22 protein-coding genes and 2 pseudogenes are annotated in these 25,138 nt (G+C 42.0%); 19 read left to right on the top strand and 5 right to left on the bottom strand.

From position 1 onward, the window contains the following. The first annotated feature begins 278 nt into the window (after positions 1-278). From prkA to AC0DBE_RS19415, 10 genes and pseudogenes are all read left to right on the top strand, one after another. Positions 279-2,174: a serine/threonine protein kinase PrkA gene (gene prkA / locus AC0DBE_RS19460; protein WP_003224051.1), complete on the top strand. Its 1,896-nt coding sequence runs from the start codon at positions 279-281 to the stop codon at positions 2,172-2,174. 179 nt (positions 2,175-2,353) lie between these two features. Further along, on the top strand, positions 2,354-3,532 hold the full coding sequence (yhbH, locus tag AC0DBE_RS19455; protein ID WP_014113143.1) for a sporulation protein YhbH: 1,179 nt from the start codon (positions 2,354-2,356) through the stop codon (positions 3,530-3,532). A gap of 159 nt (positions 3,533-3,691) precedes the next feature. Further along, entirely contained in the window at positions 3,692-4,156 is a 465-nt protein-coding gene (locus tag AC0DBE_RS19450; protein ID WP_242734549.1) for a MarR family transcriptional regulator, read from the top strand. A gap of 35 nt (positions 4,157-4,191) precedes the next feature. After that, positions 4,192-4,858, top strand: a pseudogene (locus AC0DBE_RS19445) (biotin/lipoyl-containing protein). Between the two features lie 40 nt (positions 4,859-4,898). After that, positions 4,899-6,497, top strand: coding sequence for an MFS transporter (locus AC0DBE_RS19440; RefSeq protein ID WP_088679597.1), 1,599 nt, complete (start codon positions 4,899-4,901; stop codon positions 6,495-6,497). A gap of 22 nt (positions 6,498-6,519) precedes the next feature. Further along, complete coding sequence (locus AC0DBE_RS19435) at positions 6,520-7,050, top strand: NAD(P)H-dependent oxidoreductase (protein WP_014113147.1); 531 nt, start codon at positions 6,520-6,522, stop codon at positions 7,048-7,050. Between the two features lie 12 nt (positions 7,051-7,062). Next, a complete protein-coding gene (locus tag AC0DBE_RS19430; RefSeq protein WP_372402588.1) occupies positions 7,063-7,437 on the top strand; it encodes a hypothetical protein in 375 nt (124 codons plus the stop codon). A gap of 426 nt (positions 7,438-7,863) precedes the next feature. After that, entirely contained in the window at positions 7,864-9,039 is a 1,176-nt protein-coding gene (locus tag AC0DBE_RS19425; RefSeq protein WP_472963427.1) for a transglutaminase-like domain-containing protein, read from the top strand. Positions 9,040-9,543: 504 nt separating this feature from the next. Continuing rightward, positions 9,544-9,969: pseudogene (locus AC0DBE_RS19420) on the top strand (ATP-binding cassette domain-containing protein); the annotation flags it as partial. Beyond that, a complete protein-coding gene (locus tag AC0DBE_RS19415; RefSeq protein WP_327816314.1) occupies positions 9,962-10,903 on the top strand; it encodes an ABC transporter permease in 942 nt (313 codons plus the stop codon). The pseudogene AC0DBE_RS19420 and the gene AC0DBE_RS19415, both read left to right, overlap by 8 nt. Before the next feature lie 92 nt (positions 10,904-10,995). On the opposite strand, the gene cspB is transcribed toward AC0DBE_RS19415, so the two are convergent. Continuing rightward, positions 10,996-11,199 carry a cold shock-like protein CspB gene (gene cspB / locus AC0DBE_RS19410; RefSeq protein ID WP_003224086.1) on the bottom strand — a complete coding sequence of 68 codons (204 nt, stop codon included), beginning with the start codon at positions 11,197-11,199 and terminating at the stop codon, positions 10,996-10,998. Between the two features lie 436 nt (positions 11,200-11,635). Between cspB and AC0DBE_RS19405 the strand changes: the two genes are divergently transcribed. Further along, the gene (locus AC0DBE_RS19405; RefSeq protein ID WP_061188244.1) at positions 11,636-12,466 is read left to right on the top strand and encodes a MetQ/NlpA family ABC transporter substrate-binding protein; all 831 of its coding nucleotides are present in this window, start codon (positions 11,636-11,638) and stop codon (positions 12,464-12,466) included. A 2-nt stretch (positions 12,467-12,468) separates the two neighbouring features. On the opposite strand, the gene AC0DBE_RS19400 is transcribed toward AC0DBE_RS19405, so the two are convergent. Then, on the bottom strand, positions 12,469-13,548 hold the full coding sequence (locus AC0DBE_RS19400) for a GGDEF domain-containing protein (protein WP_079288693.1): 1,080 nt from the start codon (positions 13,546-13,548) through the stop codon (positions 12,469-12,471). A 171-nt stretch (positions 13,549-13,719) separates the two neighbouring features. Here AC0DBE_RS19400 and tcyP point away from each other — a divergent pair, with 171 nt between their 5' ends. Next, positions 13,720-15,111 carry an L-cystine transporter TcyP gene (gene tcyP, locus AC0DBE_RS19395; protein ID WP_072182539.1) on the top strand — a complete coding sequence of 464 codons (1,392 nt, stop codon included), beginning with the start codon at positions 13,720-13,722 and terminating at the stop codon, positions 15,109-15,111. Positions 15,112-15,152: 41 nt separating this feature from the next. On the opposite strand, the gene AC0DBE_RS19390 is transcribed toward tcyP, so the two are convergent. Continuing rightward, positions 15,153-15,554 carry a hypothetical protein gene (locus tag AC0DBE_RS19390; protein WP_079288719.1) on the bottom strand — a complete coding sequence of 134 codons (402 nt, stop codon included), beginning with the start codon at positions 15,552-15,554 and terminating at the stop codon, positions 15,153-15,155. Between the two features lie 190 nt (positions 15,555-15,744). Here AC0DBE_RS19390 and AC0DBE_RS19385 point away from each other — a divergent pair, with 190 nt between their 5' ends. Together AC0DBE_RS19385 and AC0DBE_RS19380 are read left to right on the top strand one after the other, a co-directional pair. After that, the gene (locus AC0DBE_RS19385) at positions 15,745-16,332 is read left to right on the top strand and encodes a YhcN/YlaJ family sporulation lipoprotein (protein ID WP_472963421.1); all 588 of its coding nucleotides are present in this window, start codon (positions 15,745-15,747) and stop codon (positions 16,330-16,332) included. Positions 16,333-16,452: 120 nt separating this feature from the next. Next, positions 16,453-17,427: a hypothetical protein gene (locus AC0DBE_RS19380; protein WP_472963418.1), complete on the top strand. Its 975-nt coding sequence runs from the start codon at positions 16,453-16,455 to the stop codon at positions 17,425-17,427. On the opposite strand, the gene AC0DBE_RS19375 is transcribed toward AC0DBE_RS19380, so the two are convergent. Further along, positions 17,353-18,012 (bottom strand): spore coat protein, encoded by a 660-nt coding sequence (locus AC0DBE_RS19375; protein ID WP_472963416.1) that lies wholly within the window; start codon positions 18,010-18,012, stop codon positions 17,353-17,355. The two genes, AC0DBE_RS19380 and AC0DBE_RS19375, sit on opposite strands and share 75 nt — an antisense overlap. A gap of 82 nt (positions 18,013-18,094) precedes the next feature. On the opposite strand from AC0DBE_RS19375, the gene AC0DBE_RS19370 reads away from it, so the two are divergent. Next, entirely contained in the window at positions 18,095-21,748 is a 3,654-nt protein-coding gene (locus AC0DBE_RS19370; RefSeq protein WP_472963414.1) for a 5'-nucleotidase C-terminal domain-containing protein, read from the top strand. Beyond that, entirely contained in the window at positions 21,745-22,341 is a 597-nt protein-coding gene (gene srtA, locus AC0DBE_RS19365) for a sortase SrtA (RefSeq protein ID WP_090558548.1), read from the top strand. The genes AC0DBE_RS19370 and srtA overlap by 4 nt, the downstream gene beginning before the upstream one ends. A 30-nt stretch (positions 22,342-22,371) precedes the next feature. Here srtA and AC0DBE_RS19360 read toward each other — a convergent pair whose 3' ends face one another. Beyond that, a complete protein-coding gene (locus tag AC0DBE_RS19360; RefSeq protein ID WP_072565992.1) occupies positions 22,372-23,280 on the bottom strand; it encodes an RluA family pseudouridine synthase in 909 nt (302 codons plus the stop codon). 110 nt (positions 23,281-23,390) lie between these two features. Here AC0DBE_RS19360 and AC0DBE_RS19355 point away from each other — a divergent pair, with 110 nt between their 5' ends. The 3 genes from AC0DBE_RS19355 (at position 23,391) to AC0DBE_RS19345 (ending at position 25,134) form a co-directional block, all read left to right on the top strand. After that, positions 23,391-23,786, top strand: coding sequence for a YhcU family protein (locus AC0DBE_RS19355; RefSeq protein WP_087987999.1), 396 nt, complete (start codon positions 23,391-23,393; stop codon positions 23,784-23,786). 137 nt (positions 23,787-23,923) lie between these two features. Next, positions 23,924-24,346 carry a CBS domain-containing protein gene (locus AC0DBE_RS19350; RefSeq protein ID WP_014113165.1) on the top strand — a complete coding sequence of 141 codons (423 nt, stop codon included), beginning with the start codon at positions 23,924-23,926 and terminating at the stop codon, positions 24,344-24,346. A gap of 125 nt (positions 24,347-24,471) precedes the next feature. Beyond that, entirely contained in the window at positions 24,472-25,134 is a 663-nt protein-coding gene (locus tag AC0DBE_RS19345; RefSeq protein WP_014113166.1) for an HAD family hydrolase, read from the top strand. Positions 25,135-25,138 lie beyond the last annotated feature (4 nt).

Genomic DNA, 25,138 nt, shown 5'->3' with positions numbered 1-25,138 from the left:
TCGTACCCTGCGGTAAAAATTGATACTAAAAAAGTGACAATGACACCCATCATGATGATTGTTTTCACCGTCTCTCCCCCTCTTCAATTTTTCGGTGCTGTCCGAGTCTGGATGATTCTGTATTTTTCTTTATTATGAACGGTCGCGGTCTGCCTTGTCAACGCCGTATAAGTATCTTTATTTTTAAGAAACCAAAGCATGTATCACGAGATGGCGGCATAGATTGTATCAAAGTACCTTATTTGCATAGCGCATCAAACATGATGGAGGAGGTCCTTATGGATATATTAAAGAAAATTGAACAGTACAGAGAGGAAGAGCAGCGGCTGAAATGGGAAGGAACATTCGCCGATTATTTGGAGATTATTAAAGAAAATCCAATGGTCGCGCAATCTGCTCATTCTCGTGTTTTTAATATGATAAAAGACAGCGGGATAGAGGAGATTGACGGACGTAAGAAGTACAGCTTTTTTGACCGCGAGCTGTTCGGGCTTGAGGAATCTTTGGAGCGTCTTGTGGAAGAGTATTTTCATCCGGCCGCGAAACGGCTTGATGTCAGAAAGCGGATTCTATTGCTGATGGGACCTGTGAGCGGCGGTAAATCCACGCTGGTCACGATGCTCAAAAAAGGTCTTGAAGCGTACACCTTGACGGATAATGGCGCTGTATATGCGATTAAAGGCTGCCCGATGCACGAGGACCCTCTACATTTAATCCCCCATCATTTGCGTGATGACTTTTACAGAGAATACGGCATTAGAATAGAGGGAAGTCTTTCTCCTTTAAATGTCATGAGGCTGGAAGAAGAGTACGGAGGAAGAATTGAGGATGTGAAGGTTGAACGCATCTTCTTTTCAGAAGATAAGCGTACGGGAATTGGAACATTCAGCCCGTCTGATCCGAAATCTCAGGATATTGCCGATTTGACGGGAAGTATTGATTTCTCAACCATTGCCGAGTACGGTTCAGAATCAGATCCGCGCGCATACCGGTTTGACGGAGAGCTGAATAAAGCGAACCGCGGGATGATGGAGTTTCAGGAGATGCTGAAATGTGATGAGAAATTTCTCTGGCATTTGCTCTCATTGACACAGGAAGGGAATTTTAAAGCGGGGCGATTTGCGTTAATTTCTGCTGATGAGCTGATCGTGGCTCACACGAATGAAACGGAGTATCGCTCATTTATTTCTAATAAGAAGAATGAAGCCCTGCATTCGAGAATCATTGTAATGCCAGTCCCTTATAATTTAAAAGTGTCTGAGGAAGAGAGAATTTATGAAAAAATGATCGCGGAGAGCGATGTATCGGATGTTCACATTGCCCCGCATACGTTGAAGGTCGCTGCGATGTTCTCGATTCTTACCCGATTAAAAGAACCGAAGCGGTCGGATATCGATCTGGTCAAGAAAATGAGACTGTATGATGGGGAAAGTGTGGAAGGATATAATTCTGTCGACGTTGAGGATATGAAAAAAGAATATAATGATGAAGGCATGAGCGGCATTGATCCGCGGTACGTAATCAACCGGATTTCTTCAACGATTATCAGAAAAAATATGGAGTCGATCAATTCTCTTGATGTTCTTCGTTCCTTAAAAGAAGGTCTTGATCAGCATCCTTCGATTTCAAGCGAGGACAGGGAGCGGTATTTGAATTTTATTTCTGCTGCCCGCAAGGAATATGACGACATTGCGAAAAAAGAAGTTCAAAAAGCGTTTGTGTACTCATATGAAGAATCAGCTAAAACACTTATGGACAATTATCTCGATAACGTAGAGGCCTATTGCAATAAAAACAAGCTTCGTGATCCTTTGACAGGAGAAGAAATGAACCCTGACGAAAAGCTGATGAGATCAATCGAAGAGCAGATTGGCATTTCGGAAAACGCCAAAAAAGCGTTCCGCGAAGAAATCTTAATCCGTATCTCGGCTTATGCGAGAAAAGGTAAACGGTTTGATTATAATTCTCATGAAAGGCTGCGTGAAGCCATTCAGAAAAAGTTGTTTGCTGATCTGAAGGATGTCGTTAAAATTACGACGTCAACAAAAACGCCGGATGAGCAGCAGCTGAAAAAGGTAAATGAAGTCGTTGCCCGTTTAATTGATGAACACGGCTACAACTCGACGAGTGCCAATGAGCTGCTGAAATATGTCGGCAGCCTGCTGAACCGATAAGCAACGTGACCCGTCCGAATAGGGCGGGTTATTTTGTCCCATTTTCTAAATAGTTTGTCAATTAACCGTGCTTTTGTGCATATGATGAATATAAATCTTTTCGAAAGACTTGTTTCATAATCTGGCACAAGCCGGAATACGTATGTATCACGACCACAAATGGTTAAGGAGGGGAATTCATGTCCCAAAATGACAGCGGCCATTTTTTGATTTCTGAGGAAAACTGGTCCCTCCATCGCAAAGGCTTCGATGACCAGCAGCGCCACCAGAAAAAAGTGCAGGAAGCGATCAAAAATAATCTTCCGGACCTCGTGACTGAGGAAAGTATTATTATGTCTAATGGAAAAGATGTAGTGAAGATCCCAATCCGTTCACTGGATGAGTATAAAATCCGTTATAACTATGATAAAAATAAACACGTAGGGCAAGGAGAAGGCGACAGCCAGGTTGGAGATGTTGTGGCCAGGGATGGATCAGACAAAAAACAGGGACCTGGAAAAGGGCAGGGCGCCGGTGATCAGGCAGGCGAAGATTATTATGAAGCAGAAATTTCATTAATGGATTTAGAAGAAGCGCTTTTTAAAGAATTAGAACTTCCAAACCTTCAGCAAAAAGAGCGGGACAATATCATTCATACAGATATTGAATTTAATGATATCCGTAAAACAGGGTTAACCGGTAATATTGATAAGAAAAGAACAATGATGTCAGCTTTTAAACGAAACGCGATGTCAGGGAAGCCATCGTTCTATCCGATTTACCCGGAGGACCTGAAGTATAAGACGTGGAATGACATAACAAAGCCCGAGTCAAAAGCCGTCGTCTTAGCAATGATGGATACAAGCGGCAGTATGGGGGTTTGGGAAAAATACATGGCCAGAAGCTTCTTTTTCTGGATGACCCGTTTTTTGCGGACGAAATATGAGACTGTAGAAATTGAATTTATTGCCCATCATACGGAAGCAAGAGTCGTGTCGGAGGAGGACTTCTTCTCAAAGGGAGAAAGCGGTGGAACAATCTGTTCTTCCGTATACCGGAAGTCGCTTGAGCTTATTGACGAAAAGTACAATCCCGCCCGCTACAACATTTACCCGTTTCATTTTTCTGACGGTGACAACCTGACATCTGATAACGCGCGCTGTGTGAAACTGGTCAATGATATTATGAAGAAGGCCAATCTTTTCTGCTACGGCGAGGTCAATCAGTACAACAGGCATTCAACGTTAATGTCTGCATATAAAAATGTGAAAGACGAGAAATTTAAGTACTATATTTTAAAACAGAAGTCTGATGTTTTTCAGGCGCTGAAGAACTTTTTCAGAAATGAAGAGTCCGGAGTAAGCCATCAATTTTCGTAATGAAAAGCCCATTTCAGGGCTTTTTTTTATTTAATAAAAGTAAGAAAGCGGTTGCGAAAAAAATACGGGAAAAAAAGAGATTTTTCCTTTGACAAATCTTCTTTCATTTATTAATATTTTATCTTGTGAACTATTATTGAGGAATGAGGTGAAAAGGAGTTGACTGAATCAGAACGTGCTTTGCTCACTTTTGAACAGCTCTTTGATACGTCTCGGGCTATCTATAAAAAGCAGAAGAAGATATTGGAGATTGTACTTGAGCCTTTTGATATTACAGTCCTTCAATATTTACTGATGTTTAAAATTCATCAAAGCGGAAGCACGCCGCTCAGTAAGCTGGCCATGTCTCTTGATCTTAAGCCTGCTTCTGTGACCCGGATGACCGATATCCTGTATAACCGGCAATTGATGAATCGATATGACAGTCCGGCTGACCGCCGTATCGTAATGATTCAGTTAACCGAAGAGGGGGAAGAAGTTTTACAGAAAGCCGCTGTGAAATACGCAAAAATGGGCGCGAGCCTGTATCAGGAGCTTGACACGTCTCAGCTTCAATATTTGCGCAAGCTTGCTGGGAGCTTATCGAAGCTCGCTGAAGGCTGTTCAGAAAAAAGCGGTAATTGAAAACTTCCCACATATTTTCACCATCTTTCCACAAAATGATAGAGGATGAAACGAAAGGAGAAAAACAAAATGAACAGAGGACGTTTAATTCTGACCAACATTATCGGTTTGATTGTTGTTCTTGCAATTATAGGCGGAGGTGCTTACTACTATTATCAAAGCACAAACTACGTAAAAACAGATGAAGCAAAAGTAGCCGGCGATATGGCTGCTATTACAGCTCCAGCAGCAGGTAAAGTATCTGACTGGGATCTTGAAGAAGGAAAAACAGTGAAAAAAGGCGACACAGTTGCAAAAATCAAAGGTGAACAAACTGTTGACGTAAAATCCATTATGGATGGAACAATTGTGAAAAACGAAGTGAAAAACGGACAAACCGTACAAGCTGGTACAACAATTGCACAAACGATTGACATGGACAACCTATACATCACAGCAAATATTAAAGAAACAGATATTGCGGATATTGAAGTAGGAAATAGTGTAGACGTAGTAGTTGACGGAGATCCTGATACAACTTTTGACGGTACTGTAGAAGAAATTGGCTATGCGACTAACTCAACTTTTGATATGCTTCCATCTACGAATTCAAGCGGAAACTACACAAAAGTAACACAAAAAATTCCTGTTAAAATTTCAATCAAAAACCCATCTGATAAGGTGCTTCCTGGTATGAATGCATCTGTTAAGATTTCTGAGTAAAACAGATCAGTCATCACACCATGAAAGGAGGTTGTCTTAGATGGCTACAGGCAAAGAAAAAAATGCAAAAAGCCCTATGTCATTGCTAATTGTGCTAATGGCGGGTTTATTTCTGGCAATTCTAAACCAAACACTGCTTAACGTTGCAATGCCGCACTTAATGACTGAATTTGGCGTAAGTGCAACGACGATTCAGTGGCTCACAACAGGTTACATGCTTGTTAACGGTGTCTTGATTCCGTTATCTGCGTTCCTGATTACGCGCTTTGGTCAACGGAGTCTCTTCCTCGTTGCCATGTTCTGTTTTACGCTCGGTACGTTAGTCTGCGGTATCGCACCTAACTTCTCTGTAATGCTGATCGGCCGTTTGATTCAGGCCGTGGGCGGAGGTATCTTGCAGCCGCTCGTTATGACAACCATTCTGTTTATCTTCCCTCCTGAAAGCAGGGGGAAAGGAATGGGGATTTTCGGACTTGCAATGATGTTTGCTCCTGCGGTCGGCCCGACTCTTTCTGGGTGGATCATTGAGAATTATACATGGCGCATTATGTTTTACGGCCTTGTGCCGATCGGTGCCATTATTATTATTGTGGCTTTCTTCATCTTTAAAAACATGGTGGAACCGCAAAAAATCAAACTCGATACTCTCGGAGCGATTCTTTCTATTGTCGGTTTCGCATCTCTGCTATACGGTGTCAGTGAAGCCGGCTCTGACGGCTGGACTGATCCTATTGTATTATCAACAGTGATTATCGGCGTCATCGCAATAATTGCGTTTGTTGTTCAGCAATTGCGCCATGATGATCCGATGCTTGATTTCAGAGTGTTTAAATATGACATTTTCTCACTCTCGAGTGTCATTAATATCATTATTACAGTGGCACTTTACACTGGTATGTTCCTGTTACCGATCTATCTGCAAAACCTGGTCGGCTTTACGGCGCTTCAATCCGGTCTGCTTCTGCTTCCAGGTGCGATCGTTATGCTGATTATGTCACCGATCTCAGGTATTTTGTTCGATAAATTCGGACCGAGACCGCTTGCGATTATTGGGCTTCTCGTGACAGTGGTAACAACATATCAATATACGCAATTAACAATTGATACACCATATACGCACATCATGCTGATCTACTCAATTCGTGCATTTGGTATGTCTCTCTTAATGATGCCAGTCATGACAGCTGGGATGAACCAGCTTCCAGCCCGTCTGAACAGTCACGGAACGGCGATGAGCAACACGCTTCGCCAAATCAGTGGATCAATTGGAACTAGTTTAATTACGACGATTTATACAAACCGTACGACATTCCATTATTCACAAATTGCAGATAAAACAAGCACGGCGGACCCGAACTTCCTCCATGCATTCCAAAATGCAGTTTCGAATTTAATGGTGAATATGAATGTACCTTATGAAACAGCGAAAACGTATGTTTACACTCATATTTATAAACACGCGTCACTCGATTCAAACGTCATGGGGATTAATGACGCCTTTATGTGGGCAACATTATTCTGCGTAGCAGGATTAATTTTAAGTATCTTCCTGCGTGACGTCAGAAAAGATAAATTGCGTAAGAAGAAAAAAGAGGAGCTTTCATTACTTCCTGCTCCAAAAGAAGCTAAGGAATCTTAATCTGTACAGGGAGGTTTCCTGAATGAAAATTTATGTAGTGTATGATAGTGAAGGCGAACATACTAAGGTGCTTGCAGAAGCGATTGCTGAAGGCGCGAGAGAAAACGAGGCGGCTGAGGTATTGATTGACCATGTCGATCAAGCAGATATCCGCAAGCTGAAAGATATGGATGCGATTATCTGGGGATGCCCAGGGCATTTCGGAACAATCAGCTCCGGTCTTAAAGCTTGGATAGACAGACTTGGCTACTTGTGGGCTGAAGGCGAGCTGATCAACAAAGTCGGCGCTGTTTTCTGCACAACGGCAACAACACACGGCGGTTTGGAAATGACAATGCACAACTTAATCACGCCGATGTTCCACCAGGGCATGATCGTTGTCGGTCTGCCTGGCAACGTGCCAGAAAACGCACTGTACGGCTCTTATTACGGAGCAGGCGTCACTTGTCCGGTTGACAGTGATGAGTTAATGTCTGAGGAAGGTATTCAGCTTGGACGCGCCTTAGGAAGACGCGTCAGCCAAGTCACAGGAAACCTAACAGCAGGACAGTAAGGAGAGGTTGAAATGGCCATTATTATAGCAATTATTGCTGCTGTCATTGTCATTGCGGGCCTTATTACATTTAACGTCCGCAACGCCTCTCCTGGACCCGAGAAGCAAGAAGCAACCGAAAGAATCGCCCCTCCAGAAGAGGAAAAAAACGAAGCGCAATACCCAGCTGAAGCAAGGGCTGCCGAGCATACGCCATCCGTTGTAAAAAACGATTCTCTAAAAGAGAAACGAGAAACAATAGGTGATGATATTTACAGGCAGGCGCTGCAAAAGTTTAAGCATTCTGATGAAGATCAGGCAGAAGAAGAGGTCACTGAAGAAAGTGACAAAATGCAGGACCGCAGCTATCGTGATGCACTGCTCTCCATGAAAAATAAGAAAAAGTAATCAAAAAGGCAAATCCGTTTACTCATGGCGGATTTGCCTTTTTTTTGCTATATGTCTGTATGTTTTATATTTGATAAGCGATATTATTATCTCATCTGATTTTTTAATAGTTTTCTCTACCTATTTCACTATTCTTTTGCAGGTAGCATTTCCCTTCTTACTATTTAATAAGGTAACAAAGTATATAGCACTTATCTTACTTATCACTTTACACTTAGGAATTGCAGTAGTAATGGGATTGATAACCTTCTCTCTAACTATAATCGTGATAGATGCAATACTTATTAGTGATAAAGATTATAAGAATATTTATAATTATATTAGAAGTAAAATAAAGAGGCCAACGAAAGAAGAAGTAATACTCCCTCAAAACGGTCTAGTGGAATAAAGTATAATGAAAATATTAATGAAGGCAGATGAGATTAGATGAGGAAAAAACCGTTTATTGTCGATTATCTTTATAAAAACTCCTTAGATCAAACAATTGAACTTTGGCTCCCTATTCCTGATGGATTGGCTCACGCATCATTAAAACCATCTCAACTACATAGATTGCCTACTGGTGAAAATCTAGGTTACTTCATTCTACATAAAAATGATACATTACATTTCCAATATACTCGCGAATGGTATACCTCAGAAGGGGAGACGATACCTTTAAGCAAGGAAGAGGAAGAATACTATTTAAGAGATACGATTCTTTCACCTGTTAATAAAGAGACTTTAGATCTTGCACAGGATATTATAATAGGGATAAACAGTAAAAGGGATCAAGCAAAAGCGATTTTTCGATATATTGTTAACAATTACAAGTATAAGTATCCCCCTAAGAGCAGAGGGGTAAAATCCTTCCTTCGATTTAAAAATGGAGATTGCGCTGAGTTTTCCTTTTTATTTTCTTCCTTGTGCAGGTCCCTGGGAATTCCTACAAGAACTTTATTTGGAAGTTGGTCATTTGGAAAAATGAATGGGCATGCGTGGAATGAAATATATTTAGAGGATGAGGGGTGGATTGCTGTTGATGTAAGTATGGCTAATCTGCGGAAACATAATATACTAAGGTTTTTATATAGCGATTTACGAACTATGTGGTGGGGAAAATATTTTGGTAAAACAGAAGGACAGCGGGTTGTTTTCTCCCGAGATAGTGAAATCGAACTTATGCCTGCATACGGCGACAGCAAAGGTAGATCCATAGCAATTGAACCTCTGCAAATTAATGATAGAGCTTTTTATTGGGGACAGGAGTCCTTGAAGGGTGCTGCCCCTTACCTTCAACCAGCGTATGTGAAGATAGATACGCAAAATCTCCTACCTAGCACATCTATTGGTGTGGAAAACCTTCTGGGAATCTGGAAAGTAAAGGAAACTGGATGGCGAGGTTTCTTGGCACAATCAAAGAAATATTTAGCAGTAATCGCCCTAACTACAATGGGTATAAATTATATTTATAGTAATGACTATCTTGAATTTTTATTTAAGTTTAGTTTTGTTGCGTTATTTACATGTTTTGTTTTAAGGAGAGAGCGAGCATTCTTATTTAGCATTTTTTTAGTTATTATGACTCTTTCTCTTTTATCTACAATATCTGAATTATTGTGAGTATATATTAGTTATAAAAAAATAACTTATAGGAAGAGAAAATGTGTATGAAGGTGCTTATATGACGGTGGATGCAATGTATGAAGTAGTTAATAAAAATTATTGTTCTTATTAATATAAAATAAAGAACGTTATATTTTTATATAGACTTTCATAGTGGCTGGTGGTACTTCATCCAGACATCGATATTTAAATTAATTTCCGAGCGACTAATGGACAACAGTGTATAAAATCTTAGTGACTAACAGAACACAAGAATTTTAAAATCTGATTCTTGCCCTATTCCCTCAGAAAAAGCTAAAAAGAATGTTTTTACCATAACATATTATTCACTACTAACTTCAGACTTCTATAATCTGTTAAGTAACTATATGAATATAATAACTATAGAGCTGGGACTTTACCCAGTAGAATAAAAAATGTGGCACTCACCAATCAGCTGTGAGTGCCATGTTTTATCTATTTTAATTTTTTGTACACATGAAGTATACCTTCATTTTTTTACCTCTCATTTTGAGGGAAATCAGAGATCACTTGAAGAAGTTGACGCGAGAAAAAGGAATGGCTGTCATCGTCTCAAGCCACCTGCTGTCAGAAATGGAACTGATGTGTGACCGAATTGCGATTCTGCAAAAAGGAAAGCTTATCGATATTCAAAATGTGAGAGATGAAATCACTGATGAGAACGATACATATTTCTTTCAAGTTGAGCAGCCGAATAAAGCCGCTTCTGTTCTGAAGGAGTACAATTTGGTGAAGAAGGCAAATGGTGTAGAAGTCAAACTGGCTAAAGACGAAGTCCCTGCGGCTATTGAATTGCTGGTGATGCAGCAAGTCCGCATTTACGAAGTTAAAGTAGTGACAAAATCGTTAGAGGACCGTTTCTTAGAAATAACAGGTGAAGCAAAAGAGGAGGTTCAACATGCTTAATTTGATTTATAATGAGTGGATCAAAATTTTCAGCCGTGCCGGAACATGGGTGATGATCGGGATTCTGGGATTAACAATGGTTGGATTTGCATTTCTGGCGAATCATTTTTCTGCTGGTGATTCAAATCTCCATTGGAAACAAGAACTCCAAGCGGAAAACACCGTACTGAAGAAAGAAATCAAAGAAAATCCTTCACTGAAAGGTGAATATGAAGAAACAATCACACTTAACAACTATCGTATAGAGCATAACATCCCTGGTGACACAGGCTATACTGTATGGTCTTATGTAACAGATTCAGCAGGCTTTACAATCCTTACCGGGCTGTTTACCATTATTATCGCAGCCGGAATTGTCGCGAACGAATTTAATTGGGGAACCATAAAGCTATTAATGATCCGCCCGCTCAGCCGTTTTCAGATTTTGCTCTCCAAATATATTACAGTTCTCTTGTTTGGTTTCTTATTGCTGTTTATTTTATTTATAGGTTCTACTTTGCTGGGACTGATCTTTTTTGGGACAGGCGGTGACACTGCCGCGAATACTCATTTAATCTATAAGGATGGCCATGTCATTGAGCAAAACATGATAGGGCATTTGGCCACAACGTATCTTTCTGAATCCGTCGCGGCTTTAATGGTGGCGACGATGGCATTTATGCTGTCCGCTGTATTTAGAAACAGCTCTCTTGCAGTAGGGTTTTCTATCTTTTTGTTGGTAGCCGGTACGACTGCCACTGCATTTATTGCAGCGAAATTTGACTGGGCGAAGTATATATTGTTTGCTAATGTAGATTTGTCTCAGTATGTGGATGGCACACCGTTAATAAAAGGGATGACTATGACGTTCTCTATCAACATGCTGGTGATCTACTTTATCATCTTCCTGTTGCTTGCTTTCGGAATCTTCATGAAACGGGATATTGCAAACTAATGAAAAAAAGCTGTTTTGCTTATGCAAAACAGCTTTTTTATCCAAATAAAAACTGCAGGTTTGCACCTGCAGTTTTTCATATCAATTTATGCTTACGCTTCTTTAGTAACGTTAGCAGCTTGTGGTCCGCGGTTTCCTTCAACGATTTCAAAAGAAACAGCTTGGCCTTCTTCTAAAGTTTTGAAGCCTTCGCCTTGAATAGCAGAGAAATGAACGAATACATCGTCTTGACCTTCTACTTCGATGAATCCGAAACCTTTTTCAGAGTTGAACCATTTTACTTTACCTTCTAACATGAAATTTCCTCCTAAAGCGATCATAACGCTTAAATTCACTATTCTTGCTCTTAACAAACTTTCAAGACGAAAACTCTTACAAAACTTTCTTCTTAAAGATAGTTCGAACAAAAATAATTACCTTTACTCTACCAGTAATCTTCAGAAAAAACAACTGCTAAATGAAACTTTTTTCGGAAAATACCATATTTATTTTTCAATTTGATATTTATTTACGGAAATTCATCTGTTTTCTCGATATGTGATCATACGTTTGCCTTAGTATTCCTTCTTTTCGGGAAGACAATGTAATAGGAATTGACAACCTTATTGGATATGAGTAAGGTAAAAGTTAATCAATATTACAAATGACAACGTTTATCAACTAAGAGAGCGTATGATTTTTATGTCTGATATTGCTTGCATGCTCTAATACATAGATAGGAGTATGGTCACAATGAAGAAGTGGCTTATATGCAGTTTCGTTGTTGTTCTTCTCGTTTCATTTACAGCATGCTCACCGTCAGCAGAACATGAAACGATAAAAATCGGAATTGCTGAGTCTGACGAGGCAATATGGAACTATATTGCTAAAAAAGCTGAAGAAGCAGGGCTGGATATTCAGCTGATACCTTTTTCTGATTATGCGGAGTCTGATATCGCGCTTGCTAACAAAGAAATTGATGCTAACGCCTTTCAAAACATTTCATTTTTTCAGTCGTTCACTCAAAAATACAAACTTAAGCTGGAACCGCTCGGTACGACATACATAACGCCTATGGGCATTTATTCAAAACGGTATAACCGATTCCAAGATATACCACGAGGAGCTGTCGTTTCTGTACCGGATAAAGCACTCGATTTTGGCAGGGCGCTTACGGTGCTTAAGGAGGCAGGGTTGCTAACGTTGAAAAACGGATTTAACGGAACAGGTTCAGTCGATATGATTAAAGATAATCCGAGGCACCTGAAATTAAAAGCCGTCCGGCAACAGGATGCAGCGAGCGGCACCGACGTGTTTGTCATGAAACCGTCTGAAGCAAAAAAAGCGGGACTGAACCCGGAAAAACATGCCATAAAGAGCGGTGGACTAATGTCTAAGGAAGAGATGAATTTGATTGTTGTCAGAGCGGAGGACCAAGATCGGGAAGCGCTGCAAACCATTCTTGAGCTCTATCAAGCTGATGATACAGCGGCATTTATAGAAAAAGAATATCAGGGGGATCTTGTCCCGGCTTTTCTGCCTTTGAAACGTCTTTCAGATTGGAAGAATGAATTCGAACATTGAATTCATTCTTTTTTTTCTGAAAAACATACTTTGTTTCGTCCCGTTTCTTTCGCTTTGTACAGCATTTGATCGGCAAGAATCGGCAAAGATTCTGGATGCTCCGTATTATTAGGATAATGAGAGGCCCCCAGTGATATCGTAACTGACAGCTCTTCACCATTTGTTAATCTAATTGGTGCGTCACTGACAGCACATCTGATCCGTTCTGCGATCTGGGCTGCTTTATCAAGCGTACAGTTCGGCAGGAGCACGGCAAATTCTTCACCGCCAATCCGTGCGGCAGGATCAGTATTTCGGATGCTCTGCTTCAGACGTGAGCCCAGCTCTTTCAGCACCTGATCTCCTTCATGATGGCCGTATTGGTCATTGATGGTTTTAAAATGGTCGATATCCATATAAATCAGTGCGAATTGAAAATGCGGGGTATTGGCCGCCTGTTGATATAGAGCTTGTGTGATTTCTTCAAACTTTCTTCGGTTATAAATGCCTGTTAAAAAGTCAAAGTGCGCCTGAAACTTATATTGTTTAAAAAGAAGATGTGCATTTGTTTCATGATCAATAATATATAAACTGAGCATGCCGCCCGCTATTGAGACGATCCAAAAATATAAGTGAAGTTCATATGAATGTAAATCTATAAGAAAATAAAAGGAAAAGGAGATCATACTATTTGTGATCATTAAAAGATAGAAAGCATGTTTTAATTGGACTTTTTTTCTTCTAGAAACAATGAGTGACGGGATGGCAGCGATACAAATGATAATAACCGAGTATATTGCAGATGTGTTCATCGTGATCAGCATGCGGCCTGCAGCGATCATAACCAAGGCCGTTGCCGTTGAAACCCAGCCCCCATAAAGAGCGGCAATCATAATAGGGATATTTCGAAGATCAATGATTGAATGCTGATAGGTAAATCCAAAAACCATTAGAATAACCCCGAGCAAACCGCAGGCCAGTCCTTTAACAGCTTGGAAGGATATGCTGTCTTTTTTATGTACTAACCTTTCTTTAAACAGGTGGGTGAAGAGATAATTAAATGTGATTAAAATGGTCAAGTTTACAAACAGTTCTTTCAGCAAATATTATCACCCTTATATAAGGTACTAAAGATGGAAGGGAAAGAAAAGAACAAAAAAGGGATTATATAAGGTTTTTTTACTTGAATCCTTAGTTGGAATAATTCGCACTTGACCTATCGGAATTAGTGTAATATAGTAAATGAGAAAATTTGAAGGGAGAGTTTACCTGCTTTGGAGACTTTACTAGTTGTATTACATGTATTTATTTTATTTTTACTTATCTTAGGGCTTTTTGTGATGCAGAAAAAACATGTTTCCTTCTCTAAACGTGTATTTACTGCGCTGGGGCTGGGGATTGTATTCGGATTTGCGCTTCAGCTGATTTACGGCCCGACTTCAAATATAGTCATTCAAACAGCGGACTGGTTTAATATTGCCGGGGGCGGATATGTCAAATTGCTTCAAATGGTTGTCATGCCGCTCGTTTTTATTTCAATTCTCGGCGCATTTACAAAGCTGAAGCTGACAAAAAATCTCGGAAAAATCAGCGGTTTGATTATCGGGATATTAGTAGCGACAACAGCTGTAGCGGCAGCTGTCGGTATTGCCTCCGCGCTTTCTTTTGACCTGCAGGCGATTCAGGTTGACCAAGGGGATACAGAGCTTTCACGGGGACAGGAGCTTCAGCAGAAATCAGAAGATATGACAGCGAAATCGCTGCCGCAGCAGATTGTTGAACTGCTGCCGGGAAACCCGTTTTTAGATTTTACGGGAGCTAGACCGACTTCAACGATCGCGGTCGTTATTTTTGCCGCTTTCCTTGGAATGGCATTCCTCGGTGTGAAGCATAAACAGCCGGAACAGGCAGAAACATTTAAAAAAATGGTTGATGCCGTTTATGCCATTGTCATGCGTGTTGTCACCCTCATTTTGAGACTGACGCCTTATGGGGTGCTGGCCATTATGACAAAAACGATTGCGACGAGTGATATTGACAGCATTCTAAAATTAGGGATGTTTGTGGTTGCTTCGTATGCCGCGTTAATCACAATGTTTATCATTCATTTGCTGCTGCTGACGCTCAGTGGTTTGAATCCGGTTGTTTATTTGAAGAAGGCGCTGCCTGTACTTGTATTTGCTTTTACTTCACGGTCAAGCGCGGGTGCTTTGCCGCTAAATATTAAAACACAGAAAAGCATGGGTGTGCCGGAAGGAATCGCAAACTTTGCCGGTTCGTTTGGTCTTTCAATCGGGCAAAATGGATGCGCCGGCATTTATCCTGCGATGCTGGCGATGATGATTGCTCCGACTATCGGCCAAAATCCGTTTGACCCGGTGTTTATTATCACAGTTATCGCAGTCGTTGCCATCAGCTCTTTCGGTGTTGCCGGAGTTGGCGGCGGAGCGACATTCGCGGCGCTTCTTGTTTTATCATCATTAAATATGCCTGTCGCACTCGCAGGTTTATTAATCTCAATCGAACCGTTAATCGACATGGGGCGTACTGCTCTGAATGTCAGCGGAAGTATGACATCTGGCCTCATTACGAGTAAGGTAACGAAGGAAATTGATCCAGGTATATTCAATGATCAATCCAGAGTGATCGAAGCCGAAGAAGCGTAACATATGAAAACGTGTAATCCATCTTGGATTACACGTTTTTTTTAACGTCCGGGTTCTAAGTCCTCAAGCATTTCCATCATGGTGTTGTCGTCCATCACATTCATTGCGCTTTGTTCAAATTGAATGGGTTCAGCATAATGCGGCTGTCTTTTTTTCGCTGCTGTCTCAGTTTGCCTAGTTTGAGTCTGTGTATGCTGATGCTGGGTTTGCTGCGCTCCGGCATGCTGATGCTGACGGCCATTTTGCTGTTGGCTTTGATTTTGCGAACGTTCCTGATTATTACCGCCGCCAAGTGCTTGTTTGACCATATTTCCTACATTAGAAGCATCAAACATGTTATTTTTAGAATTTTGTCTGTTCATTTGTCCTGTAATAAACCCGCTGATTTTTTGGCGGATCTGTGGTGATAAAGCAGCAATAAGCATAGTTGACCCTATAATCATTGCTGCGGGGCTGAGTCCTCTTCGCTGATTGAACAACGTGATCCCTCCTTTATAAGTGTATTGATATTTTCCCCTCTAATTAGACAAATTAACCGCTTTATTTCCCGGGAAAGCATTTCCGTTATTTTTTCATGCATAATTAGAGCCAGTTAGAAAAACCTATAAGTAAAGTGATAAAGGAGGAATTCACATGCTTGGAAAAAAACAAGTCCTTGCGTCCATGCTTCTTATCCCTTTGCTTATGACTGGCTGCGGTATGGCCAATCAGGGTGAGGGCAGACGTGATAATGCAAATCCAGAAAACGTTAACTACCGCAATCCGGCAAACGATAATGGCACAAGAAATATTAACGATGCCAATAATAATCGTGACAATGTCGATAATAATGTAACTGACAATGTCAACGATAACGGCAACAACAACGGCAACAACGGTAATGATAACCGTAAATTAGAAGTTGCTGACGATGCTGCCGACAAAATCACTGAAATGAAAGAAGTAAAACATGCAAATGTAATTGTTGCCGGAAATCAAGCATATGTTGCAGTTGTATTAACAAATGGAAATAAAGAAGTTGGAAAAGACCTCAAAAAGAAAATTTCTGATAAAGTGAGAGACACTGACAAAAACATGGATAATGTTTATGTGTCTGCGAATCCGGACTTTGTAGACCGAATGCAGGGATATGGCGAGCGGATACAAAATGGCGATCCGATTGCTGGATTCTTTGATGAGTTCAGTGAAACTGTACAGCGTGTATTCCCTCAAGCTGAATAAATGAAAAAAGCCCGCATAATTTGTGCGGCTTTTTCTTTGCGTTAATGGCACACCGCGAACTCAGGCTGCATAAAGTAAAAATAAAAGGTACAAGACGGACCGGCTCAGGGAGGGAGACGTTTGCGGGATGGCATAGGAAAGCGTGCGGCATCCGCTCTATTCCTGTGCGGAGTCCTTGTGATGCTGGCTGTAAGTTCGGCCATCGTATCAAGCACGATGTATATCCTGTCTTTGCCAGGGCAGGCATCTGGTATAACAAAAGAACAAGTGACGAAGCACATGGAGAAAGAGTCAATCAAACAGGCCGATATTTATTACACTTCTAAGGAAAAGTCCTTACTGCCATTGACGAAAGAAACGCTTGAATATGCGGTCAGTATTAACCAGATTATGATTGGATATTCGAATCAGAAGCCTATTGATATTATTTTTTTTCCTAATGAAAAACAGATGGAGGCGTACTCCGGTTTACTGGATGTCGTCGGTTTTTATTCTGAAAGGGAGCAGCTGATTGGATTATTGCCTGAAGAGAAAAAGAAACTTTTAGAAGGCGACGAAGTAGCGGTTTATTTGTACCAGCGGTTGTTGATTCATGAATACACACACCATGCGTTTCACCAGAAATTAAAGGAGCTGGAAGCAGATCCCGATGAGTTTCCGTTATGGTTTCATGAAGGGTTAAGTGAGTGGATCGCGAACTATGAATTGCTTATAGATCCGATCACGTTTTCTGTCGTGCCCTTTGACCGTTTGCAGACAGATCAAGATTGGCAGAAAGCACGAGCTCAATATGACACTGACGTCTATATGCAAAGCTTTTATATGATCAATGAGCTGACGGACAAATACGGGAAAGGCATTATTTCAGAAATGATAAAGGAAACGGCAAAAAAAGGGGACTTTAAAAAAGGATTTAAATCGGCAACAAAGGAAAGCCTTAATCAATTTGAAAAGGATTTTAAGAAAACATATGAAGAAAACAGTGAGGCATTGGATAGGATTTATCCAATGCCTTTGTTATTAATGAAGTCCTTGCTGTTGCTGTCCCATACCGCCTTGAGTTGGAGGCATTTGTCCTTGTGCCGGAGCAAATGAATTTCTCAATTGTTCCATATCCTGCGCATCTAGCTGAGGAACTTGGTAATAGCCGTGTTTGTTTTGGTATAGGAAAATTTCAAAAGCCATTTCAACATACTGCTGAATTTGCGCAGATAGTACGCGTCTTACGGCTGGGTTTGTCATTTCCAGAGAAGCCATCGTCAGCATAGAAGCCTGTGCTTTAACTGCGCAAAGCATTTGTCGGCTGATGATGCTGTCATCAATATCATTCATGGATTGAACAGGTTTTTTAGGCTGTGACGGCTGCATGCCGTAAACAGTCTGGTTGTCTTCCTTCATCATATAAGTTGCTGTTTTTTGTGAAGGTTCGCTTCCTGTTTTGAAGCATTCTGCAGTTAAGTTATATTGAGACGTAATGAATTGATGTTGACGATCAAGGATGTTTAATAATTCCTGATCCTTACAAAATTGTCTCAGCATCATAAACTGATCAAGTACAGTAAGTGTTCCGGAAAGCACCTCGTGCATATCAAACATTTCATGTCCGCCGTGATTTTTATGCGGCTTGCCAGGAATACCTTTGTTCATTTGGGATTGTTGCTGCTGATTTAACTGATCCAAACCGAATTCCTCCTTTTTTTTCAGATCAGCTGTATTTTGTGTCAGTCTGTCGCGATTTATGCAGAAGCCTGAAAGGAATTATATGCTGTCTGTCGAAATGATAAGCAGACAAAGTCGTTGTCATAATGTGTATCTTAAGGGAGGAAAAATGATGAGGCGTATTCTGCATATTGTGTTGATCACGGCATTGATGTTCTTACATGTAATGTACACGTGCGAAGCTGTAAAGGCAGCTGAACCGCAACAGCCGATATCGGTTGATAAGGCGATACAGCAAAAAGAAGGACAGGCGCTTGTCGAAGGATATGCTGTCGGCCAGGCTGTTTCCCCGCAGAACTATAAGCTGACAAGCCCTTTTTCAAATGATTATAATGTCGCGCTGGCAGACAGTAAAACCGAGACATCGTCCGATCACATCCTTCCCGTTCAAATCCCCTCCGCCTTCAGAAGCCAATTTGGGCTGCAAACCAATCCGCTTCTTCTTGGAAAAAAGATAACTGTTCAAGGAAAGCTTGAAAATTACTTTAACACGACAGGACTTAAGAACGTTCAGTCGATGGACTTAACTGACGACGCGAAAACTCCGCCGGCTGAACAGCCAATGACGATAAATGAAGCGCGGGGACGACTGAATGAAGAAGTAACGATAAAAGGAATCGTCACTGCTGATCAAAGCGCGATCGGAGGCGGGAAGCTGTCGACCTTTATGCAGGATAAAACCGGAGGCATTAACATTTATTCGCCTTCCCCTAAACAATTTCCCGAATTAAAAGAAGGCATGGATGTCACGGTAACAGGGAAAGTCACGACATACCAAGGGCTGACAGAAATCGTTCCAAACTCATCAGGCATCAAAATCAACCAGTCAAATCAACCTATCCCCGCTCCTAAACATTTAACAATAAATGAACTGATTAACAGCAGTCTTGGTGATCAGTTTGAAGGCCGCCTTGTGACACTAAAAGCATTTGTTTCCTCAATTCCAAATTCTCCTGCCGGCGGGGGTTATAATGTAACGATGGTAGATGAAGACCATCATGCGATGACGCTCCGGGTTATGAATGAAACAGGGGCGATAGACGAACTTGATGAGGGCAAATGGTATGAATTTACCGGTGTGTTAAGCAGATACCAATCCTTTCAGCTGCTACCGCGAAAATCGTCTGACCTGAAGGTGCTTAAAGAACAGCCCGCACCTCCGTCTGCGGAGGGTGAATATGAAGGTATTGTTGACCGGGTTGTTGACGGCGATACCATTCATCTTAAAACTCCAGTACTAGGAACGACAAAAATCAGGTTTGTAAATGTAGATACACCTGAAACGTATCACACACCCAAAAATGAAGCGGACGAAAATCAATTAAGATTTGGAAAAAAAGCATCTGACTATCTAAAAACGGTTCTGTCTCCAGGAGATAAAATTACTGTCAAGGTCGGAAGTGAAGCCAAGGATAACTATGGCAGACTTCTTGCACAGGTCATAACCGAATCGGGTTCAAACGTGAACTTAGAGCTTGTAAAAAATGGCTATGCTCCGACGTATTTTATTTGGCCGTTTGACAATGAAGAGGATTATCAGCAGTTTCAAGCTGCCGTAGCTGCTGCGAAAAAAGAGCAAAAAGGAATTTGGAATGAAGACGATCCCCTCTTGGAAATGCCGTTTGAATTTAGAGCCAGAGAGCAGGGGAAAGGCCTGACAAGATATGTGGGAGATTCATCAAATAAAACATATGTGCAGCCAGCTGACTGGAAGCAGGTAGCTGTGGAAAACAGAATTTTCTTCGCCTCAGTAAGTGAAGCGGAGAACGCAGGATATAAAAAGAGGCAAACGGCACCTCAAGAAAGTGTTCCGCTTAGAATTCTCAGCATGAATGATTTGCATGGCAAGATCGACCAGCAATATGAGCTTGATCTCGATGGGAACGGAACTGCAGACGGCACTTTTGGACGCATGGACTATGCCGCCGCATATTTGAAAGAGAAAAAGGCCGAAAAGAAAAACACGCTGATTGTGCACGCGGGAGATATGATCGGAGGCAGCTCTCCAGTTTCATCTCTTCTTCAAGATGAACCGACTGTAGAGCTGATGGAGGACATCGGATTTGATGTCGGAACTGTCGGCAACCACGAGTTCGATGAAGGTACGGATGAACTGCTGAGGATCTTAAATGGCGGAGATCACCCGAAAGGCACGAGCGGATATGATGGACAGAACTTTCCCCTTGTATGCGCCAATTGTAAAATGAAATCTACAGGAGAGCCCTTTTTGCCGGCATATGACATCATAAATGTGGAGGGCATACCCGTTGCCTTTATCGGGGTTGTCACACAGTCGGCCGCGGGCATGGTCATGCCTGACGGAATAAAAAACATCGAGTTTACAGATGAAGTAACAGCGGTGAATGAGGCGGCCGAAGAGCTGAAGAAAAAAGGCGTGAAGGCTATCGCGGTTCTCGCGCATATGTCAGCCGAACAAAACGGTGCCGCAATTACCGGTGAATCTGCTGATCTTGCAAACAAAACAGATTCTGAAATCGACGTCATTTTTGCAGCGCATAATCATAAGGTTGTTAACGGTGAAGTGAATGGAAAACTGATTGTTCAGGCGTTTGAATATGGAAAAGCGATAGGTGTTGTTGATGTAGAGCTCGATAAAATGACAAAAGACATTGTCAAAAAGTCAGCGGACATCGTATATGTCGACCAAAGTAAAATAGAACCGGATGCCAGTGCGTCAGCCATTTTAAAGAAATACCAAACACTTGCTGAACCGATTATCAGCGAGGTTGTCGGCGAAGCGGCTGTTGATATGGAAGGGGGGTATTCGAATGACGGTGATACGCCTCTTGGAAACCTGATTGCGGATGGCATGCGAGCGGCCATGAAAACGGATTTTGCTCTTATGAATGGCGGCGGAATACGGGAAGCGCTGAAGAAGGGTCCCATTACGTGGGGAGATCTTTACAATATCCAGCCGTTCGGAAATGTGTTAACGAAGCTTGAGATTAAAGGAAAAGATTTAAGAGAGATTATCAATGCGCAAATCTCGCCGGTTTTTGGTCCTGACTACAGCATCAGCGGGTTTACGTATACGTGGGACAAAGAAACCGGAAAAGCTGTCGATATAAAATTGGCAGATGGCACCGAGATACAGCCCGAAGCCACATATACATTAACCGTCAACAATTTTATGGCGACGGCGACAGGAACTAAATACCAGCCAATCGGATTGCTTGGGAAAAATCCGGTGACAGGGCCTGAGGATTTGGAAGCGACAGTTGCTTATGTGAAGAGCTTTGATGAGCCAATTGCTTATACAAAAGAGGGAAGAATTAAGCTTGCTGAAGCGAGTGACATTGAAGACCCTGTAACAGAAGACCCAGTTACGGATGAGCCGGGAGATGCCCCGGGAACGGAGCCGCCGGTTAAAGAGGATCCAGAGCCTGGGGAAGACCAGAATGATTTAAAAGAGACTCCAGGTACTGTGCCGGTTCATCAGCTGAAGCCTACAGACATTTTGAGATTAGGTGAAATGCCGAGCGGTGAAAAATATACTGACACAGCCGGCAAGATCAGCACATTGCCTTTACAAAATGGAACTGCGAAAGGCGGGTCTGATCATCAGCTTCCGGATACATCAGCGGGCTACTATAACTTTATGGTAATCGGTGCGGCGGTGACACTGTCTGGAACTTATCTATATGTCAGAAGAAAAAGGAGCGCCTCCAGAACGTGAAAAAGGTTATTCCACTCGTCATCATTGCGGTCGGTCTTTTGATCACAGGCTATGGGGGCCTTAAATTGATCGATACGAATATGAAGACCGAACAGACATTAAAAGAAGCAAAACTGTTTGCTGAAAAGCCGCAGGAAGCTTCGGGCACAAAACAAAGCGCAGGTCATGCAGAGAACAAAGCATCATTTAAGCCTGAGACCGGCAAAGCGAGCGGCATTTTAGAAATACCTAAAATCAACGCGGAGCTTCCGATCGTGGAGGGCACCGATGCAGATGATTTAGAAAAAGGTGTCGGGCATTACAAGGACAGCTATTATCCTGATGAAAATGGGCAAATTGTGCTGTCGGGACATCGGGATACCGTTTTTCGCCGGACGGGAGAGCTGGAAAAGGGGGATCTGCTTCGTATACTCCTGTCATATGGAGATTTCACATATGAAATTGTGAAAACAAAAATTGTCGATAAAGATGACACATCCATTATTACGCTCCAGCATGAAAAGGAAGAGCTCATTCTGACGACCTGCTATCCGTTTTCATATGTCGGAAACGCCCCGAAGCGTTATATTATATACGGAAAACGAGTCACTTAAAAAGCCGCAGTCAAGTCCTGCGGCTTTTCTTCATGAAAAATATGTGTCGCAAAGGTTTTCTATATCAGCTGGGAAAGGCGCTTCGGCAACAATCTGCTCGCTGGTTATCGGGTGAACGGCTTGTACCTTTTTGGCGTGGAGCGCCTGTCTGTTTAGCAGCTTGCTCCCGCCTCCATAAAGCGAGTCTCCTGTCAGCGGATGGCCGATGCTCGCCATATGAACACGAATTTGGTGTGTTCTTCCTGTTTCCAGCTCTAATTCCACGAGCGTCAGCCGCTCTTTCGCATTGCTGGCAATCACCTTGAAATGCGTGACGGCTGTTTGTCCGCCTGGTGAAACCCGGCGTCTTGTCGGATGTGATCTGTCTCTGCCGATCGGTGAATCAATTGTACCTTTTTTTGACTTTAGCTGTCCTTCAGCGATGGCGGTATACGTTCGTTTTAGCGTCTTTTTCTCTAACTGCTGATCCAGGATGGCGTGTGCCAAACGATGCTTGGCAAAAACGATTGCGCCAGATGTATCCTGATCAAGACGATGGACGTGGCGCACCTTGCATATTTCCCCATTCACCTGATAATGGTATGCGATCAAATTAGCCAGTGTGCCGGTTTGGCCATCCTCATTCGGATGCGTCGCTATGCCTGCAGGTTTATTGACGATAAGCATATGATTGTCCTCAAATAAAATATCAAGCTCTCCATACTCTGGTATGACGGAGGATTCTTCACTTTCCTGAAGATTAATGAACACACGGTCTCCTTTTTTGACGATAACATTATTTATGACGGATTCGTGATTGACCTTTACCCGATGATGGGACATCCAGTCTTGAATCACGGGTTTAGAGGCTTTAAGCGCTGTTTTCAGTACAGAAAACAGCCATTGGCCATCTTGTTTTTCATTGATGAGGAGCTCAAGCCCTCTGCCTTTTTGTTTCATGTTAAATGGCTCCTTTTCGATGCGGAAGGCTGCTGTTTCTCATAGGAAACACTTACCTTAGCTTTCGTGTTTTTTTCTGTGCTATTCTTGATTAAGACTTAGGATATTCGATGGCAAGAAAGGTGATTGACGTGAGAATTGTGAACGCAGCAACTGCAGAACAGGAGAGCTTTATCAAGGAGCTGTCAATGGAGCTGATCCATGATGTATTTCCTCTTTATTTCTCCGAACTGGACATTCAGCGCTTTAAAAAGAAAGGCGTTCTGTCTTTAAATAACCATTATTACCAAGGAACATTAAAAGAAGCATTTCAAATTATGGCTTGTCTGCAAATGATACATATTATCCTGACAAAGCCTTCGCCGCACACTGATTTGAATGATCAGGCGATTTTTGAAAAAAACAGCAAGATGCTGAATGATTTTGGGATTTATTTTCCGTTTGCTTTTTCTGACTTTCAAACGAAGACAAACAAAGCCTTTTTCGGTCACAGAAGGCTGATATAATCAGGCAGCAAGAGCTTTTCCATTTTCAGAAAAGCTCTTTTTTGTATCAGAGAAATCATATCATAAAACCTTTCCTCTAACTCCCTTTTTAATCGGCACGTGTCTGAACATACTAATGATTGAAAGGGGTGCTGACAATGAGTTCAGTAAGAAATACAATGACAACGCAGGTGGCTACCGTTTCTCCGAATCAAACGATTCAGGAAGCGGCTTCTCTCATGAAACAGCATAACGTCGGGGTAATTCCCGTTGTAGAGCAAGGTGTTTTAAAAGGAATGCTGACTGACCGTGACATTGCATTAAGAACTACAGCTCAGGGCCGAGATGGCCAGACACCCGTTTCAGAAGTGATGTCAACAGACCTCGTATCGGGAAATCCTAATATGAGTCTGGAAGACGCGTCGCAGCTGATGGCCCAGCACCAAATCCGCCGCCTTCCTATTGTAGATCAAAACAATCTAGTCGGGATCGTTGCGCTTGGAGACCTGGCAGTCAATCAGATGTCGAACGAGTCTGCTGGAGAAGCGCTGACAAACATTTCTCATCAAAACATTCATTAATAAGAAAGAGCTTGCGGTGTGCAGGCTCTTTCTTCACATAAACCTTACTTTTTGAAAGCAGACATGTTTCGGGGTATAGTGAGTGTATACATATGTCTCAATTTGGACTAAAGGAGTTGTACGCAGTGATTAAAGCGTTAATTTTTGATTTTGACGGACTTATTCTTGATACAGAAACACACGAATATGAAGTCCTTCAGGAAATATTTGAGGAACATGGCTCAGTCCTTCCGTTATCCGTCTGGGGAAAGGTCATTGGAACAGCCGCGGGATTTCGGCCGTTTGAATATTTAGAAGAGCAGATCGGCAAAAAGCTGAACCATGAAGAGCTGACAACATTGCGAAGAGAACGCTTTGCGAAACGCATGGAAACAGAAAAAGCAAGACCGGGTGTCGAGGCGTATCTGAATGCGGCAAAGGATTTAGGCTTAAAAGTAGGCCTTGCCTCCAGCTCTGATTATAAATGGGTATCGGGCCATTTGAAGCAAATCGGCCTGTTTGATGATTTTGAGGTCATTCAAACGGCGGATGATGTGGAAGAGGTGAAGCCGAATCCTGAACTATATTTATTGGCCGCAAACAATCTTGGCGTATCACCATCAGAATGTCTCGCGTTTGAGGATTCTGTCAATGGTTCGATTGCTGCGAAAAGAGCGGGGATGAAGTGTGTCATCGTCCCGAATAAAGTAACAAGCACCTTGATGTTTGAAGATTATGATCACAGGCTTGAATCAATGGCGGAGATGGAACTCGCCCTATTGCTTGATCATCTGAATAAACAACAATAGAAAG

This window comes from Bacillus sp. VA15, assembly GCF_055721145.1.
This window is presented reverse-complemented; position numbering and strand designations above follow the sequence as displayed.

Bases quoted from the DNA above. Each gene is read 5' to 3' on its own strand.
- prkA (WP_003224051.1), top strand. From the start codon at position 279: ATGGATATATTAAAGAAAATTGAACAGTACAGAGAGGAAGAGCAGCGG.
- yhbH (WP_014113143.1), top strand. From the start codon at position 2,354: ATGTCCCAAAATGACAGCGGCCATTTTTTGATTTCTGAGGAAAACTGG.
- AC0DBE_RS19440 (WP_088679597.1), top strand. From the start codon at position 4,899: ATGGCTACAGGCAAAGAAAAAAATGCAAAAAGCCCTATGTCATTGCTA.
- AC0DBE_RS19435 (WP_014113147.1), top strand. From the start codon at position 6,520: ATGAAAATTTATGTAGTGTATGATAGTGAAGGCGAACATACTAAGGTG.
- AC0DBE_RS19430 (WP_372402588.1), top strand. From the start codon at position 7,063: ATGGCCATTATTATAGCAATTATTGCTGCTGTCATTGTCATTGCGGGC.
- AC0DBE_RS19425 (WP_472963427.1), top strand. From the start codon at position 7,864: ATGAGGAAAAAACCGTTTATTGTCGATTATCTTTATAAAAACTCCTTA.
- AC0DBE_RS19415 (WP_327816314.1), top strand. From the start codon at position 9,962: ATGCTTAATTTGATTTATAATGAGTGGATCAAAATTTTCAGCCGTGCC.
- cspB (WP_003224086.1), bottom strand. From the start codon at position 11,199: ATGTTAGAAGGTAAAGTAAAATGGTTCAACTCTGAAAAAGGTTTCGGA.
- AC0DBE_RS19405 (WP_061188244.1), top strand. From the start codon at position 11,636: ATGAAGAAGTGGCTTATATGCAGTTTCGTTGTTGTTCTTCTCGTTTCA.
- AC0DBE_RS19390 (WP_079288719.1), bottom strand. From the start codon at position 15,554: ATGATTATAGGGTCAACTATGCTTATTGCTGCTTTATCACCACAGATC.
- AC0DBE_RS19385 (WP_472963421.1), top strand. From the start codon at position 15,745: ATGCTTGGAAAAAAACAAGTCCTTGCGTCCATGCTTCTTATCCCTTTG.
- AC0DBE_RS19370 (WP_472963414.1), top strand. From the start codon at position 18,095: ATGCTGTCTGTCGAAATGATAAGCAGACAAAGTCGTTGTCATAATGTG.
- AC0DBE_RS19360 (WP_072565992.1), bottom strand. From the start codon at position 23,280: ATGAAACAAAAAGGCAGAGGGCTTGAGCTCCTCATCAATGAAAAACAA.
- AC0DBE_RS19355 (WP_087987999.1), top strand. From the start codon at position 23,391: ATGGCAAGAAAGGTGATTGACGTGAGAATTGTGAACGCAGCAACTGCA.
- AC0DBE_RS19350 (WP_014113165.1), top strand. From the start codon at position 23,924: ATGAGTTCAGTAAGAAATACAATGACAACGCAGGTGGCTACCGTTTCT.